The 16,859-nt window shown below is 43.6% G+C and carries 11 protein-coding genes and 1 pseudogene; 8 read left to right on the top strand and 4 right to left on the bottom strand.

The genetic code is table 11. The features are described 5' to 3' along the window. Positions 1–38: 38 nt before the first annotated feature. Positions 39–1,769 carry an ammonium transporter gene (locus AC6I2O_RS02860; RefSeq protein WP_120393307.1) on the top strand — a complete coding sequence of 577 codons (1,731 nt, stop codon included), beginning with the start codon at positions 39–41 and terminating at the stop codon, positions 1,767–1,769. Between the two features lie 256 nt (positions 1,770–2,025). Continuing rightward, the gene (locus AC6I2O_RS02855) at positions 2,026–3,870 is read left to right on the top strand and encodes a serine hydrolase (protein ID WP_497741744.1); all 1,845 of its coding nucleotides are present in this window, start codon (positions 2,026–2,028) and stop codon (positions 3,868–3,870) included. A 12-nt stretch (positions 3,871–3,882) separates the two neighbouring features. On the opposite strand, the gene AC6I2O_RS02850 is transcribed toward AC6I2O_RS02855, so the two are convergent. Further along, on the bottom strand, positions 3,883–4,707 hold the full coding sequence (locus tag AC6I2O_RS02850) for a MerR family transcriptional regulator (protein ID WP_120393308.1): 825 nt from the start codon (positions 4,705–4,707) through the stop codon (positions 3,883–3,885). Between the two features lie 135 nt (positions 4,708–4,842). On the opposite strand from AC6I2O_RS02850, the gene AC6I2O_RS02845 reads away from it, so the two are divergent. Continuing rightward, positions 4,843–6,174 (top strand): MATE family efflux transporter, encoded by a 1,332-nt coding sequence (locus tag AC6I2O_RS02845; RefSeq protein WP_120393309.1) that lies wholly within the window; start codon positions 4,843–4,845, stop codon positions 6,172–6,174. Positions 6,175–6,247: 73 nt separating this feature from the next. On the opposite strand, the gene AC6I2O_RS02840 is transcribed toward AC6I2O_RS02845, so the two are convergent. After that, positions 6,248–6,685 (bottom strand): DUF3795 domain-containing protein, encoded by a 438-nt coding sequence (locus AC6I2O_RS02840; protein ID WP_120393310.1) that lies wholly within the window; start codon positions 6,683–6,685, stop codon positions 6,248–6,250. A gap of 451 nt (positions 6,686–7,136) precedes the next feature. Between AC6I2O_RS02840 and AC6I2O_RS02835 the strand changes: the two genes are divergently transcribed. From AC6I2O_RS02835 to AC6I2O_RS02820, 4 genes are all read left to right on the top strand, one after another. After that, positions 7,137–8,873 carry a serine/threonine protein kinase gene (locus tag AC6I2O_RS02835; protein ID WP_120393311.1) on the top strand — a complete coding sequence of 579 codons (1,737 nt, stop codon included), beginning with the start codon at positions 7,137–7,139 and terminating at the stop codon, positions 8,871–8,873. After that, positions 8,863–11,637, top strand: coding sequence for a hypothetical protein (locus AC6I2O_RS02830; protein WP_497741743.1), 2,775 nt, complete (start codon positions 8,863–8,865; stop codon positions 11,635–11,637). The genes AC6I2O_RS02835 and AC6I2O_RS02830 overlap by 11 nt, the downstream gene beginning before the upstream one ends. A gap of 112 nt (positions 11,638–11,749) precedes the next feature. Further along, positions 11,750–12,601: an AraC family transcriptional regulator gene (locus AC6I2O_RS02825; protein ID WP_497741742.1), complete on the top strand. Its 852-nt coding sequence runs from the start codon at positions 11,750–11,752 to the stop codon at positions 12,599–12,601. Positions 12,602–12,889: 288 nt separating this feature from the next. Continuing rightward, positions 12,890–13,972 carry an RpnC/YadD family protein gene (locus tag AC6I2O_RS02820; protein WP_497741741.1) on the top strand — a complete coding sequence of 361 codons (1,083 nt, stop codon included), beginning with the start codon at positions 12,890–12,892 and terminating at the stop codon, positions 13,970–13,972. A gap of 115 nt (positions 13,973–14,087) precedes the next feature. Here the strand turns inward: AC6I2O_RS02820 and AC6I2O_RS02815 are convergent, their stop codons facing one another. After that, positions 14,088–14,201, bottom strand: a complete 114-nt coding sequence (locus AC6I2O_RS02815) for an HRDC domain-containing protein (RefSeq protein ID WP_497741740.1) — start codon at positions 14,199–14,201, stop codon at positions 14,088–14,090. Positions 14,202–14,287: 86 nt separating this feature from the next. Next, a pseudogene (locus AC6I2O_RS02810) lies at positions 14,288–15,512 on the bottom strand (RecQ family ATP-dependent DNA helicase); the annotation flags it as partial. A 294-nt stretch (positions 15,513–15,806) separates the two neighbouring features. Between AC6I2O_RS02810 and AC6I2O_RS02805 the strand changes: the two are divergent. Next, on the top strand, positions 15,807–16,859 hold the full coding sequence (locus AC6I2O_RS02805; RefSeq protein WP_120393314.1) for a YARHG domain-containing protein: 1,053 nt from the start codon (positions 15,807–15,809) through the stop codon (positions 16,857–16,859).

The following is a 16,859-nucleotide window of genomic DNA, read 5'->3' as shown; positions in this document are numbered from 1 at the left end:
TACTGATGTTAGGATTTGGTAAAGAGGAGGAGAAGATTATGGATGAATTAAGGGCTTTGGCAGGTAGTGTTGATACTGGCTGGATTCTCATAGGAGCGGCTCTGGTATTTTTCATGCAAGCAGGGTTCGCGATGGTGGAAACAGGTCTTACACGGGCCAAAAATGCCGGCAATATCATTATGAAAAACCTGATGGATTTTTGCATCGGGACGCCGATTTACTGGCTTGTAGGTTTTGGTATTATGTTTGGCAACACGGCGCCGTTATTTGGAAAAATTGATCTGTTCTGTCTGAGTACAGATGATTTTGCAACGCTGATTTTTCAGACTGTTTTTTGTGCGACCTCCGCGACAATCGTTTCTGGTGCGATGGCGGAGCGGACAAAATTTTCATCTTACTGTATTTACAGTGCGTTGATCAGTCTGTTTGTGTATCCGGTTTCCGGGCATTGGATCTGGGGCGGCGGGTGGCTGTCATCGCTCGGTTTCCATGATTTTGCAGGCTCCACGGCAGTACATATGGTAGGCGGTGTAGCAGCGTTTATCGGTGCGGCAATCCTGGGACCAAGGATTGGAAAGTATGATAAAAAAGGGAATCCAAATGCAATTCTCGGGCACAGTATGACGCTGGCAGCGCTTGGGGTATTCATTCTGTGGTTCTGCTGGTTTGGATTTAATGGATGTTCCACACTGGCCCTGTCAGGCGAGGGAGCTGCAAATGCAGCCAGGATATTCTATACGACAAATCTTGCGGCGGCAATGGCAACGGTAACGGTTATGATTTTAACCTGGCTGCGTTATAAAAAGCCGGATGTCTCTATGACATTAAACGGAGCACTTGCAGGACTTGTTGCGATTACGGCCGGGTGTGACACGGTGACGCCGACGGGCGCAGCGGTAATTGGTATAGTAGCTGGTTTTGCAGTGATGTTTGGAATTGAATTTGTAGATCAAAAACTGAAGGTGGATGATCCGGTAGGTGCGGTAGGCGTACATGGAATTTGCGGTGCAACTGGAACATTGTTGACCGGGCTGTTTGCATTTTATGATTTTGGCAGCGGCGAGCGGCTCGGCGCGTTTTATGGAGGCGGTTTTCAGTTCTTTGGTATTCAGGCGCTTGGCGTTGTTTCTGTAATTGTATGGGTGGTTGTGACCATGACCGTGATCTTTATGGTGTTAAAGCATACAATCGGGCTCCGTGCGTCAGTGGCAGAAGAGGTGGATGGCCTGGATGTTCACGAGCATGGCCTTGCTTCAGCCTATGCTGATTTTGCCCTGAGTTCCAGTATCAATAACTTCGGCGGTGTATCGGAACCATCACGGACAGAGGCACTGGAAGAAGCAGTCCCTGTGGATGACGCAGTTCCGGTACAGATAAAATTTCCTACAGAGACGATGGCAAGCGATACAAAACTGACCAAAATAACAATCGTTGCGAAACAAAGCAAATTTGATGATCTGAAAGAGGCGCTGAATGAGATCGGTGTTACGGGAATGACGGTCACGAACGTGCTGGGGTGCGGTATTCAAAAGGGAAAAGCAGAATATTACCGCGGAGTTGCAATGGATATGAATCTGCTGCCAAAGATTCAGGTGGATGTCGTGGTGAGCAAGGTCGCACCGGAAACGGTGATTCGGGCGGTCAAAAAAGCATTGTATACTGGTCATATCGGTGACGGAAAAATTTTCATATATCATGTTGCCAATGTTATAAAGGTGCGTACGGGTGAGGAAGGGTATGATGCACTGCAAGGAGAAGATTTCTTCTGAAATTTTATGACAAGATAAAAAATATTTTAAGGTTTCTTTTGGTTTTTCTTAAATTGGCTTGGTAAATTGCCGCCGGAGGGATTCTGTGCTATACTGACAGAAAACTTCCGGCGGTATAATTTTTGCAGTGAGGAGAACCTCTTTTCAAATGATTTGGCAATAATCCGGAAGTTTGACATGGAAAAGGTTTTGTTTGCAGTGGATATGTGAAGGATAAAAAACAGTGTAAATCAGAAAGGAACAGGGGAATAACTAGATGAAAAGGGATAGAAAAAAGAGAACGTTTTTTCAGACAAAAAGATTGACGGTTCTGGTTCTTGTACTGATGTTCTGTGCCGGGATTCTTGGAATGATGGTGCTGCGGCAGGAGAATAGCCGGAAAAGCTCGGAACGTGCGAAAAAGGAGCAGGAGCTACAATCAGGAAACATATCAGAGACTGACGATACAAATTCGCAGTCAAAAGACACAAAGAGCGGCGCAAAGCTGGGAACGGCTTCTCCGAAAAGTCAAAAAGGGGTGGAGTCTGAAGCAGGTACAGAAAACAAGGCACAGATGAACGCTGAATCAGAAACCAAGTCGGAAATGAAGTCGGAAACGGAGAGAGATCCGGAGACGGAAGGGGATTTCGTGACAGAAACTGAGTTGGCAGAAAAGCTTGTTGTGGCAATTGATCCGGGCCATCAGGGGAGCTGGGTGAATATGAGCGATACGGAACCAAATGGTCCGGGTTCTTCTGAGATGAAAGCGAAAGCGAGTACCGGTACGCAGAGTCCGTTCAGTGGCAAGGCAGAGTATGAGCTGAATCTGGAGATTTCTTTATTGTTGAAAGAGGAGCTGGAAAAGCGAGGCTATGAGGTAATCCTTACACGGGAGGATCATGATGCGGCGATCAGCAATTCCGAGCGAGCGTTGATGGCCTACGACAAGGGCGGTGACATTTATGTCCGGATTCATGCAAATGGTTCGGATGATTCCAGTGTCAGCGGTGCGCTGGCCATGGTACCGTCTGCTTCTAATCCATACATCGGAGATCTGGCTGCTGATTCCTATCTTTTGGCAGAGTGTATCTTAAATGGGTACTGTGAAAAGGCATCGTTTTCTTCACTTGGGGTCCAGTATTATGACAATATGACCGGAATCAACTGGAGCAAGCTGCCGGTTATGATTCTTGAAATGGGTTTTATGACAAATCAGGAAGACGATCAGCGTATGGCAGACGCCACGGTTCAGCCACTTATGGCAACCGGTATTGCGGACGGCATTGACCGATATTTCACGGAAAAAGGCCTGAAGAAAAAAGAGGTCTCCAAGGAAAGTCAGAAGAAAATGGATCAAGTTGTGAAGCGTCTGGAAGAAGAACTCATTACTCCGGCCACTGCACAGGGGGAAAAGTGGTCTGTCAGCATTCAGGATTTTGAAACAGGAGCGAAAGGAAGCATTGGCGGAAGCCAGAAACTGAAATCAGCCAGCATTATCAAGGTATTTATTATGGCTGCGATCTATGACAGGATTTGTTATCCTGAATCAGAGGAGCGGCAGATCAGTTTTCCAGAGTCGTATGAAGGTGAGCTGAAACAGAAAATTACAGATATGATTACAGTGAGCGATAATGATGCCTCAAATCTTCTGATTGAGCGTCTCGGCAACGGGGATGCACAGGCCGGGATGGCAGTCGTAAATCAGTTCTGTGAGGAAAATGGATATACGGGTACTCACTTGGGCAGAAAATTTCTGGATGAAAATCCGTCGGATGACAATTATACCTCAACCGACGATTGTTGCAGATTGCTCGAAAGCATTTACAACGGTACCTGCGTGAATGCGGAGGCTTCTGCAAAAATGTACGTTTACCTGCAGAATCAGACTCGGCGGAATAAAATTCCAGCCGGTCTTTCCGGAACCTTCGCATCGGTGGCAAATAAGACGGGAGAGCTTGCAGGTGATTATGGTGACTATGTGGAAAACGATATTGCAGTTGTGGAGGATGGTGGGACGGCCTATGTTCTGTGTGTCATGAGCAATGATGTGCAGGATAATGGGGCGGCAATCACACGTATCGGTGATATCTCCGGGCTGGTGCATGAGCTTATACGAGAATGAATTTGAGAAGATTTAAGCTTTGCAGCGCACCGGAATTTCGATTTGTATCACAGAAGCTTCCGGTTGATCCGTAACGTTTCCATTGATAATCATTTCATACGAAAACCCAGTCAGTTCAAGGTTGTGTTTTTGTACATAATCGAAAATTTCTTCATATTTTGTGGACATTTTTGTCCAGTCTCCTTTGTAAAATGCTTTTATATAGGTTCCGCGGGGCTGTATGTGCAGCCCCTTTTTTTGTACGGAAAAAGGAATCTGAATGAAGAGTGCGGAATAATCGTCATAGTTTTTTTGATACAGGTTTTCAACAGATATCATCGTTCCGTAGGAGGCGTCGTGCAGACGGCGAAGGTGATATTTCTGTGTTTCCGCCAGAACCCGTTCTACTTGGTCGTCATAGGAGAACTCTTTATCAATTTCTACTGTTACAAGGCAGCAGTCCTCTTTGGTAATTAGGGTAATTTCAGATAAATCGGCAGCCAGCAGCGTTTCCATATTCTGGCGATAATTGCATAATGTTTTCCGGACAGCGGCCAGATGGTTGATCTTGAGGTCCAGTCCGGCTATGTTTTCTTCCAGCAGATCTTTCAGGGTTTGGGCAGATCGGTTTTTCATAAATTCCTGTATTTCGTTTACTGATACATCCAGCTCACGCAGTAAAAGAATCGTTTCGAGTAGAGCGCTTTGCCGGTAGCTGTAATAGCGGTATCCATTTTCCGGATGAACAACAGCTGGGCCAAAGAGGCCGATTTCATCATACCACATCAGCGTTTTTTTATTGATGCCGTGGAGCGCTGCAAACTGGCCAATTGTGAGAAGCTTGTTTTTTTCCTTCATTTTGACTCTGCACCTCCTGAATTTTCTGAATTGAACTTAAATCTGAAAAATAAAAAAACTCTTGACTGTACAGTAACTGTATGGTCTATGATACGCGATACAGGAGATAAATGCAAGACAGGAGGAAATGAATTTATGGAAAAGCAAAATATATATGTAAAGCCTGTGACATTGAAAAACATTCTAAAGTTCGCGGTTCCTACGATAGCTATGACGGTATTTATGGCGTTTTATACGATGGTGGATGGTCTGTTTGTCGCAAATCTGATCGGAACGGCTGCTTTGTCTGCCATTAATCTGACCGCACCGGTTGTGCAGCTTGTGACTGCCATATCGACAATGCTTGCCACGGGAGGCAGCGCAGTGATCATGAGAAAGGCAGGAGCAGGAAAGGAAAAGGAAGCACGCGAAGATTTTACATTTTTGATTTTGGTAAATGTAATAGCAGGTTTGGCGATGTGTGTGCTTGGATATCTGGTGATGGAGCCTGTTTTTGCAGGCATGGATTTGTCGGCAGAGGTACGGGCGTATTGCGTAGAATATCTGGGACATTACCTGTTGTTTCTAGTTCCGATTCTGCTTATGAATAATTTTACCCTTTATATGATTGCAGGCGGAAAGGCAGCTCTTTCGTTTGGATGTTCTGTGGCGGGCGGCATTTTAAATATTGTGCTCGATTTTGTGTTTCTTGCCTGGATTGGAACGGGAATTGGTGGTGCGGCTGTTGCGACAGGGCTTGGATATTCTGTAACGGCAGTGGTTGGGGTATTTGTTTTTAAGCGAAAAAGCAGCCTTCTTCATTTTAAGAAACCAAAGATTCGATTCCATGTTCTCGCAGAAGCGGCTTTCAATGGCTGTTCTGAAATGGCGACCGCACTTGTCACCGGGATTATTACTGTGATGTTCAACTGGACGATGCTTCATTATGCGGGGGAAGACGGAGTTGCTGCTGTTACAATCATCATGTATGTACTGATGTTTGCAAGTTCTCTGTACACAGGTTATTCGTATGGAGTTGCGCCTATGATCAGCTTCTATTACGGGGAACAGAATCGGGAAAAATTGAAGAAGCTGGTTGCAGTCAGCCTTAAAGTCATTGCTGTTTTTTCTTTTTTGACAGCCACTTTCTCTTTTTTCTTTACCCGGCCACTTGTGTCGGTATTTGCCGCCTCGCAAAATCCGGTGTATGATCTGGCAGTAACCGGGAATCGGATTTGTACCGTAGCTTTGCTTTTTATTGGCTTTAATATTTTTGCCAGCGGATTATTTACAGCGCTTTCGAACGGTAAAATTTCAGCTCTACTTGCATTTTCGAGGTCTTTTGTGTTCATGATGATAGCGATGCTGGTATTGCCGATGATTTTTGGCGTGCATGGTGTGTGGCTGGCCACACCTGCAGCAGAGCTTATGGCATTCGCTCTGGCAACAGGAATGTTCAGGAAATATGCAAAGCAATATGGGTATTAGAATAGAGCTATAGATAACCAAGAGGGGATATGTATCTGGAAATACTTCAGAGAATGCTTCTGATAATTTATATCTACGATCTTTTTTTGTAGAGGATTATCTGAGGATCTTTCCCCTCACATCCGTATTCACATACAAGAAGATAGTGATGATCTGCAGCTAAGCCGTAGCATCTGTCCTGGCCGGGGATTTCCACTTGATTTCCAAGATATACGTTGTTATCTTCAAGCAATTTAACCGACTGCCCGCTCGGAAGATGGTACTCCAAGTTGATGTAAGAACCATTCAGCAGATACAGATCATTTATTTTCAGATTCTGAATTCCGAGTGAGTTGAATTCATGGATCAGAATATTTTTGTAAATCTGGAATGCCTCAAGGTCTGTCTGTTTTATGTACTCAGCGGCGATGCAGGTTCCTCCAAAAGGATGTCCGTCTGTTTTTATGCAGCCGCCACATTCTTCTTTTTTATTACATTTACAGCAACAATCGGTACCACAAATGGATAACATAAAAATACCTCCTGGTAAACTCAATTTTTTCAGTGCATATCTTACTTTTGGGTGCTCACATTAGGCCCAATTATACCGTGAAACAACAGAAAATTCAATCGTCATTTGTAAGGAATGTTACCGTGAGTTTAGAATAAGTGTTACAGTGAGCTGTGATTGCTTCTATAACATAAATGATCTGTTATAAAAACGTATGGTAAAAATCTGTATGAAAATATGATAAGAATCCGTATGAAAACACTGCTTGACACACAACTAACAATGTGATAAAATGTCACAAAACATATAAGAATAAGTCGAATTTAAACAAACAAAATCTTATACAGGTCAATTTTCAAATATCATTTTGGCATTTCTATAATTACTGTTATGCCATTAAAAACTTCTGAGCATCTTAATCATTTATTTCATTTACTTTATCATTCGCAAGAAAATCCCATACAGACAGGAGATGAGAAACGACAGCTTGTCATGTGAAAAAATTTTTATCAACAGAGATTACAGAGAAATAAGACAAATTGGCAGAGGCGGAGACGGCACGGTGTATCTTGTATTTCACAAGCCGACAGAACAAATGCGTGCTGCCAAATGCTTTCGGACCGAAAACTCGCAAAGACGCCTACAGGAACTGATGCTGATTAAAAGGCTCAGACATTCTGCTTTACCACAGGTTTTGGATATCTGTATTGGTGAACAACAAATTTGGTTGATTATGGAATATATCAACGGAAGAAATATCTCTGAGATACCTTGTGAAGAGCGGTCCATGATACAGTTTTTTTCTATTGCCCGTCAGCTCTCAGAGATATTGATCTATTTACATACAAGACCGTGTCCGATTTTGCATCTTGATCTTAAGCCAACAAATGTACTTTTACGTCAGGATGGAAGTTTGGTTCTGATTGATTTTGGTGCGGCAATTTTAGAAGCCTGGGGAGAGACGCAGGGACATTATGGTACACCAGGTTTTGCTGCGCCTGAGCAGAAACAACAGGGAAAAAGAATTGATGTGCGGGCGGATATTTATGGTTATGGGGCACTTTTATATTTTTATTTGTGCGAAAAACGGCCTGTAGTGGCCCAAACGAAAAAAATGGAATGGAATTCGCCGTGGCAGAAGAGGTGCAAGAGAGGGGTTAGACAGATTGTGGAGAGGTGTCTGTCTCCGGAACCAGAGGGACGTTTTACTGATTTTCAGGAAGTTCAGAAAGCGTTTGCGCTTGTGAGACTCCGATACCACTGGTACAGGCGGATGCAAAAGAGTATTGGCGTGGTAGTATTTTTGGCTGTAGTACTGGGATTTGCATGGAGCCATCTGCTGTATACCGGGATGTTTTCGGAGATCGCCGTCCGGCAGAACAGGAAGAAGTATGATCTTCTTTTGGAACGGTCAGAGGCGCTTGGTTTTAGTCTGGCAGTGGGATGTTTTGAGGAGGCAGTGAAGCTATGTCCCGGTAGAAACGAGTGGTGTTTTCTGCTGCTTGAACGGATCGGGAGTGATTATATCTTTGATGAAGGGGAGGAGGAAGCAGTAAGAAAACTGATTTACACAGTACTGCCCGGAGAAGAATGGACTTTTTTGGAATATCAGAAAAGTACGAACAATTCGGCATACCGGGAACTGGCATATCGCATGGGAATGCTTTATTGGTATTTCTATAGCGGAACCGGAGGGAAACGGGCCGCGGCAAATTGGTTTGAAGCAGCGGTGGATCTGCAACGAAAGCAAGTAGAATCAGGAGAACAGAAAGAAAACAAGGATGCATGCGAGCAAGAGTCCGCATGGCTGGAATCAGCAAAGATTCATGCAGAAATCAGCGGTTATTACGAGAGGCTGGGAAAAAGGGATGCAGAGGGCTTTATGGGAGCGAAATACAGTAGTTATTGGGAAGATTTGAAGAGACTCTGGGCTTTGGATTCCCTGGAAAAGGAGGGCCGTGGCGTGCAGCTTCATGTTGCAGACGAGCTGCTTGGCTGCATGCTGTTTCATATGCAGGAGATTTATGAATCAGGGGAATCATACGAGACAGTGAAAAAATTATTGGAATTATTAGAAAACTTTTTTCAGAGAACGGGGAAAGAGATGGAAGCAACAGACCTGGAGAAGGCAAAGGAACAGTGCAACGAGGCAAGGGTCTCAATTATGCGAGTTTATGAAAGAATAGGGGGTACTGTATTTGAAAAATAGTTGTATTGGAAAAGACAAGAGTAGTAAATGGAGAGATCGCAACGAAATTGAGAAAGGAGAAAACAGGTTCAGGGACGGAGAAGATCAGAAAGAGAACGTCAACAAGAATGTAATAACGAGTGGACGGGACAATCAAAGAAAAAAGAAAGTATATTGGATGGCAGGAATTTTGTTATCTCTGATTCTGACTATCTTTTTGCTTTGTACCGGCCGTTTTTTTTGTCCGGAATACCGATCTACGTTTGCATTTGGTGGAATGACAGAAAAAGAATTTCAGGGTATTGTGGAAAAAAGGGATAGCGTGTACCAATTAGAATATGAGTCAGAAAGCGAGACTGAGACGGAATCGAAACTAGCGGAAGCTGTAACGGAAAAGAAGAGTGAAGCTGAAACCGAAGATGTAACGGAAGCAGGAAGTGGAGTTGAAACAGAGGTTGTACCAGAAGGGGAAAGTGAGGGAGAAACAGAAGCTATAACGGAAGAAGAAGGTAGAATTGAAACAGAGGTTGTACCAGAAGGGGAAAGTGAGGTTGAAACAGAAACTGTATCAGAAAAAGGAAGTGAAGCTGAAACGGAGGTTGTATCGGAAGGGGAAAGTGGGGTTGAAACAGAAGCTACAACAGAAGAAGGCTGTGTTGTTGAAACAGAGATTGTACTGGAAGGGGAAAGTGAGGTTGAAACAGAAGCTACAACAGAAGAAGGCTGCGTTGTTGAAACAGAGGTTGCATCGGAAGAAGGGGAAAGTGAGGTTGAAACGGAAACTGTAACGGAAAACGAAAGCGAAACAGAAAACAGAACGGAGGAATCTGTAGAAAATGAATCAGGTACAGAACCGGAACAAGAAACAGCCAGGCAGACTGAAACAGAGAAACAGCCGCAAAAAGTACAACGTGGGAAAGAATATGAGATACGGGGAGAACAGAATGCTTGGTATCGAGATGCAAATGATCGGCTGTGGGTACGAGCAGGAAGCAATCTCTATGTGGAAACAAAATCGGGTGGTTATGGCCGTGGAGCCAGCCGAATGAATATCCGGGAGGACGGAACTCTGACATTTCGACTGCAAAAGACGGATCAGGAAGGAAATGTTACAGAAGAATCAGCACTTCAGAAGGAAGCTTATTATGTGGACGGAGAAGCACCGGAGGCAGCGGTTTTTCTGCCTGGTATCCGGGAAGAAGGAATTGTTTATACGGCGCAGGCAGCTCGTTCGATGATATTGATTGCACCGGATGGAAAAAGCGGACTGAAAAATTCTGATTATACAGTAATACGTTGCAGCAAAGACGGGGAAGTTCTGGAAGAGCCGGATTCGATCACATGGTACCCGTGTCGAAATGGGGAAGAGGTTTTGATTGATCAGGAGGGAACATATCGCGTATATGTTCGAACGGAAGACCAGGTGGGAAATCTCGCATTTTCGGAAAGCGATATGATTTGTGTTGATCGGACAGCGCCGGAGATTCTGATCGAAGGTGTAGGGGCAGAGACAGCAAATGCGGGGAAAGTGAATATTAAAATATCTTGCCAGGATGTCAATTATAAGGCGGGTTCTATGAAAATCAGCATTCAAGGAAGAAATGGAGGAAAGATGCCTTCTGTGAGAGAAAAATCGGAAAACCGGGAAGGTGCTGTAATGGAATATTTTGATTTTCCCAAACAGAAAAGTTACGATGATGTCTATCAAATGGAGGTTTTTGCAGAAGACATATCAGGGAATAAAACGAAAAAGAGCTTTGATTTTTCTGTGAATCGTTTCGGTTCTGTATACGATCTTTCCAAAGATACGAGAGAGCAGTTGGGACATTATTATCTTTCAGAACCCAAAGATATTGTTTTATATGAGACAAATATAGACTATGTGAGTGGAACCGAGATTTTTTGCCGGTGTGACGGCGAACTGCATAAGCTCATACGGGGCCAGGATTATCATGTTACAATGCAGGGAAGCCGTGAGACCTGGAAACGTTATGAATACACAATTCCGGCCGGATATTTTAAAAAAGAAGGAGTATATGAATTACTGCTCTCTTCAAGCGATCGGGCAAAAAATGTGAGCGATACGGGAATACAGGGAAAACGATTGGCTTTTGCGCTTGACTGGACAGCACCGACTTGCACGGTGACTGGGTTAGAGGCAGGGGAAGTGTATGAAGCAAAAGAAATAACAGCTTGCATTGTACCACATGATAATATAGGAATGGATGTGATCAGGATTTATCACAACAGTGTACTGCTGCGTGAAGAGGTCGGGAAAAATGACAGCCCCTTGAAAATAAAGGTAGAGAAAGCGGAATACTGGCAGACTTATCAGGTGTTTTTACGCGATTTGTCGGGGAATGAGTACTGGAGTGAAGAAATACCGGTATATGTTGGAGAAAAGAAGGAGGAAGCTGGGAATTACCAGAAGGTCAGGCCAAGCGCCAGAGAAGAAGAGGAAAGAAGGCGGACTGCTGCAACAGACAATAACGCAGAAGAAAAGAACAGTGGAACAGGAAGCAGTGATGAAAAAAACATAGATGGGGAAAGTGCCGGGAATACAATAAAGGAAAAGGAAGAATTGGAAAAGGAAGAGATAGGGGATGCGGAAAATACAAATCAATGGACGAAAGAAACTTTTCCGGATCACAGGCAGCAGGGAGAAATGAGAAGTGGCAATGTGGAGGAAAGACGAAGTGGAGCGATTCTTTTAAGTTTGGGGATACTTACATTTTTAAGTACTATGATAGCATGTAGACTGTCAAAATCCGGTTCCACAAGGTAGAAAAAACTCTCTTTTTTGTGCAAGAATAGAGAGGCAAATTTCGGGCAAATGCTTTATAATAAAGAAAATGTTGGTATAAATGCGTTGAATTTATATAGGAGGAGAGAGACGGATGGAATGGGTTGAAAAATTAAACCAGAGTATGGATTATATTGAGGAGCATCTGACAGATGAGATTGATTATGCACAACTTGGGCGGATAGCCTGTTGCTCGGCGTATCATATGCAAAGAATGTTTACCTATATGGCGGGTATCACTTTGGCAGAATACATTCGCAGACGGAAAATGTCGCTGGCAGCTGTAGATCTGCAGGGGGGAAATGAAAAAATTATTGATGTTGCAGAAAAATATGGGTATCATTCGCCGACTGCATTTAACAGAGCGTTTCAGGCTTTTCATGGGATCGCTCCATCCTGTGTAAAAAACGAAGGGGTGTCTGTGAAGTCTTTTTCTCCTATAGTTTTTAGCATTGCTGTAAAAGGCGCTGCGGAGTTGAACTATCGGATTGAAACAAAGGATGCTTTTCGGATTGTCGGTGTGTCAAGGCCGCTTCAGCAGGAAATTGAACAGAATTTTGCAGTTGTACCAGATATGTGGCAGAAGGCTGTGGCAGACGGAACAATTCAGAAGCTGGCAGGATTGATGGATGTTTTTCCTATGGGACTTTTGGGCGTCAGTGCTTGTAATGACACCGAACAGTGGAAATATTTTATTGCCGTTTCGAGTACACAGGCAACCGGTGAATTTGAAGAATACGTTGTACCGGCATCTACCTGGGCAATTTTTTCCGGTACAGGAACCAACCAGTCTGTGCAAGAATTGGAGCGACGCATAATTACAGAGTGGTTGCCGGCTTCCGGATATGAATATGCGAATGCTCCGGATATTGAGGTTTATTTGAATCCAGATCCACAAAATGCGCAGTATGAGGTATGGATTCCGGTGGTCAAAAGGCAGCAATAAGATTGTATTTATAAGAGATTGTTTGCTGTAGCAAGAACAATTTTGTTATGGCTCACAGTTGAGACGACAGAAAAGACTGCGAAGATTTTGAAAAGAAGATGACAGATATCGTACTGGATGTTATAATTTTATCAAGCATTGTATTTCTTTATAGTTCTTAATGGCAAATGCCATTCTGTTTTTCTACTGCGTTCTGCAGAAATAGAAATTCTTGATGCTGATTCAAAAAAATGCAGAGAGGATTTCACAAAAACAGAGTCCTCTCAGAAAGTAAAAGGAGGACATTGAATGAAAGAAAACAGGGATTTAAGAAAAGAAAATGGATATGAGTTACGACAGAACCAAATTGATTATCAAAATCAGGAGTGCAGCGAAAGGGCGGTTGTACCTTTGCGCGCATACAAAGATCGTGTTTTTCGCATGATTTTCAAAGAGAAGGAAAGTCTGTTGCAGCTGTATAATGCAATGAATGGAACCGATTATCAAGAGCCAGAGGAGTTGGTGGTAACGACACTGGAAAATGCGGTGTATCTTGGGATGAAAAACGACGTTTCTTTTCTTTTGTATGATCACTTAAATTTGTATGAGCATCAATCGACCAATAACCCGAACATGCCGCTTAGAAATTTATTTTATGTGAGCAGTTTATATTCAGGTTTGACAAGAGATGAGAACCTTTATGGACCACGGATAGTAAAAATCCCAGAGGCAAGGTTTGTTGTGTTTTATAATGGGAAAGAGGAATTGCCGGAGCGGTTTGAACTAAAATTGTCAGATGCTTTTGCAACAAAAACAGAAATTCCGGCGTTAGAATTGAGAACCGAAGTGTGGAATATTAACGCTGGCTGTAATAAGTTGCTCATGGAACGATGCAAGCTGCTGTCCGATTATGCAGTTTTTGTAGATAAAGTACGCAAGTATGGACAGAATCAATCGTTTTCTGAAGCAGTTGATTTGGCAATCGAAGCGTGTATAGAAGAGGATGTGTTGTCAGACTTTTTTAGGAAAAACAGGGCGGAGGTGTTAAAAGTGAGTATATTTGAATACGATGAACAGCGACAGATGGAACTGGCACGAAAAGGGGCAATAGAAGAAGGCAGAGAAGAGGGTATAAAAGAAGGGATAAAAGAAGGAAGAGAAAAGGGCATAAAAGAAGGAATAAAGGAAGGTAGAAAGAAAGGAATAAGGGAGGGGCGACAGGAGGGAGAAAAGCTTTTTGCAGCGTTGACAGAATTACTCCTTGGTGATGGAAGAATGGATGATCTGAAACGGGCAGTTCAGGATGAAAGGGTAAGAAAAGCGTTGTATGAGGAATATGACTTGGAAGATAGCCGTATGGAAGAGCTCTTGTATCCGGATAACATGAATTAGACGGAATAGCTGTGATTGGATCAGAAAGGGATAAAAGGAAAGCAGTCTGTTAAAAAGCAGAGGGAACATTTTGGATGTACCCTCTGTTTTTTCGATAGGAGAAAAGAATTTTATTTCATCTGTTCTGTATTACAGAAAGAAAACGGTCGCCGTATTTGGCATATTTCATTTCACCGATACCAGAGATAGACAGCATTTCTTCTTTTGTTTTAGGCAGCAAAATACACATTTGTGTAAGCGTTTGGTCCGAAAAAACTCCAAAACGCGGTATTCGCCGTCGGAAATTTTAAGGTTTCCGTGTATGACAAGGCTGTTCAGTACTTGGCGAAGAAGGTAAATGGGAATGTCTTTGCAGGAACCGTAGTATGGATTTTGATCGAGGTGTGCACGGAGAATTTTGGTATTTCTACTGCCATGTACGATGTCAGCAATCGTGACAAGGCCATATGCACGGCGGTTGTTTTTAATGCATGCGATCAGTTTGCTTGCGGTTTCTGTCATGTCTTTTTCTTCAAACTGTGTCAGGCAATTGGAACAGTTTCCGCAATAACCTTCTCCGTATTCGACAAAGTAACGGAGAATATATGCACGCAGACAGTCGTTTGTAAAGCAGTAGAAGGTCATTTGTTTGAGGCGTTCTTGTTCGCGAGCTTGAATGGCGTTTGCAGTTTCCACATCCGTATCAGGTGGTGGCTACCATGATTTGTTTTCGGTCGTATAGAAAATCATCCTGATTGTGATGCCGTTCTTTATCGGAGAGACCGGCGTGATACCTTGTGGCTGAATAGCCTTTACGAATCAGCTCTTCGCAGACTTCTTCTACAATTTTTCGGGTCAGGCAATAGATGATTCCACATTCATTCTGGCGTGATTTGAGGATTTCGAACACAGTTCGCAGCTTGTTTTCGGGTTGTTGGACGATAAACTTCAGATTTTTTCGATCAAATCCAGTAACGATGTATGCAGGATTTTGCAAATCAAGGAGGGCGAGGATATCTTCACGTACTTCACGTGTTGCCGTGGCTGTAAAAGCGCCGATGACAGGGCGTTGCGCAAGATCCTCCAGAAAATCAGGAATACGGAGGTAGCTGGGACGAAAATCCTGGCCCCACTGGGAGATACAGTGTGCTTCGTCTACACTGATCATGGAGATATCAATCCTGCGTGCAGCCTCAACAAAGCTGTCTGTAAAAAGCCGTTCCGGGGCTACGTATACGATTTTGTATTGGCCTCGGACCAGATTCTGCAAAGCAGTTCTATATTGGCCCGATGTCAGGGAGCTGTTCAGATAAGCAGCATGAATGCCGATCTGGTTCAGTGTGGCTACCTGATCTTTCATGAGAGAAATCAATGGGGATATCACAATTGTAATGCCAGGGAATAAAAGTGCCGGGATCTGATAACAGAGTGATTTGCCGGCGCCGGTTGGCATAATACCCATAGCGTCGCGGCCCGAAAGCAGAGCATCTACAATCGTTTCCTGACCTTCACGGAAGGAAGCGTAGCCGAAATATTTTTTAAGTGCTTCGTATTTGGTCATGATCATTTTTCCTGTATGGTTGGATATATTTTGTCTGTTTAGCAGATATAGATGACGAAACATCACATTAAATATATAAAAGTAACATATCAATATTGTATCATGGAGCAAAGGAAAAAGAAAGAGGGGATTTGTGAAATAATTATGAAATAAGCAAAAGTCTTTGAATATGTTACAACATTAGCTGCAAAGCCTTGTTAAAAATAAAGACTTGTTTATGCCTTGTAAAGCCCTGTAGGTAGACATTTTTCGACATCTGTGTTATGATGCCCCGTAAAGGGGATGAGTATAAAAATGAAGAGGAAACGAAATGTCATAAAGCGGAACAGTGGCTTTTTGGCCTGTTGCGTATTGGTGGCGGGTGCGTCGTTTGGAACTGCGAATCTTGTGATGGAAAAAGGAATGGTATCTTTAGTTATGCCGTCCGAAGAACAGACACCGGAAAAGACGAGGGAAACAGCTCCGCCAGAAAAAAGTGAGAAAAGAGTATACGAGACAGATGCATTTACCGTCACAGCATCCGGAAATATTATAAAAGGTGTTGAGACAGAGGCACCGGAGAAAAAGGAGACGGAGAAACAGACAGAAACGGATGCAAATGGAAATCCGATTGGCAATGGCACGCAGATGAATGAAAATGGGACAGATTCCGTGGGGAATGGTGCCGGATCTTCTGGAAGCGGTTCGGATCAAGATGGTTCAGGCAATTCCGGCGGGAATGGCTCGTACAACGATACAGCCGGTACTGATCCAGGAGATTCTTCCTGGGATAATGCGGGCGAAAATGCAGGCAATTCTTCCTGGGACGATTACTCTGGGCCATCAATTGTGATTACAGATCCGGGAAATGGATATTATTACTATACAGACGGAAGCACTTGGAACGATAATACTGGGAGCTCTTCGGGCGGCAGCACGGGAGGTTCTTCCGGCGGAAGTACTGGCGGTAGCACAGGGGGCTCCTCAGGTGGAAGCAGTGGTGGCAGTACGGGAGATTCCTCTGGTGGTAGCTCGGGTAATTCGGATAATATCATCATTGAAAAGCCTCCGGTATCCACACCGGACGATGTGATCCTGTGGGGAATCAGCAGTCGATATATAGATGAGAGCGAGCTGTATAATTATAACCTGGACGAGCTGTGCCTGATTCGTAATGAGATTTTTGCGCTTCATGGGCGAATGTTCCGTACGCCGGAGATACAGGAATATTTTAACGGGAAATCATGGTATGTGCCGACGTATGCGCCGGACGATTTTGATGCAAACATGTTTGATTACCTGAACGATTATGAGAAAGCGAACTTGCAGGTTATTTTAAACTATGAAGCAGCGCTTGCAGGAAATTAG

The sequence above is a fragment of the Blautia sp. St.27G3 genome (genome assembly GCF_059728505.1).
Note: the sequence above shows the minus strand (reverse complement) of the source record. Positions and strands in the feature narration are given on the sequence as shown.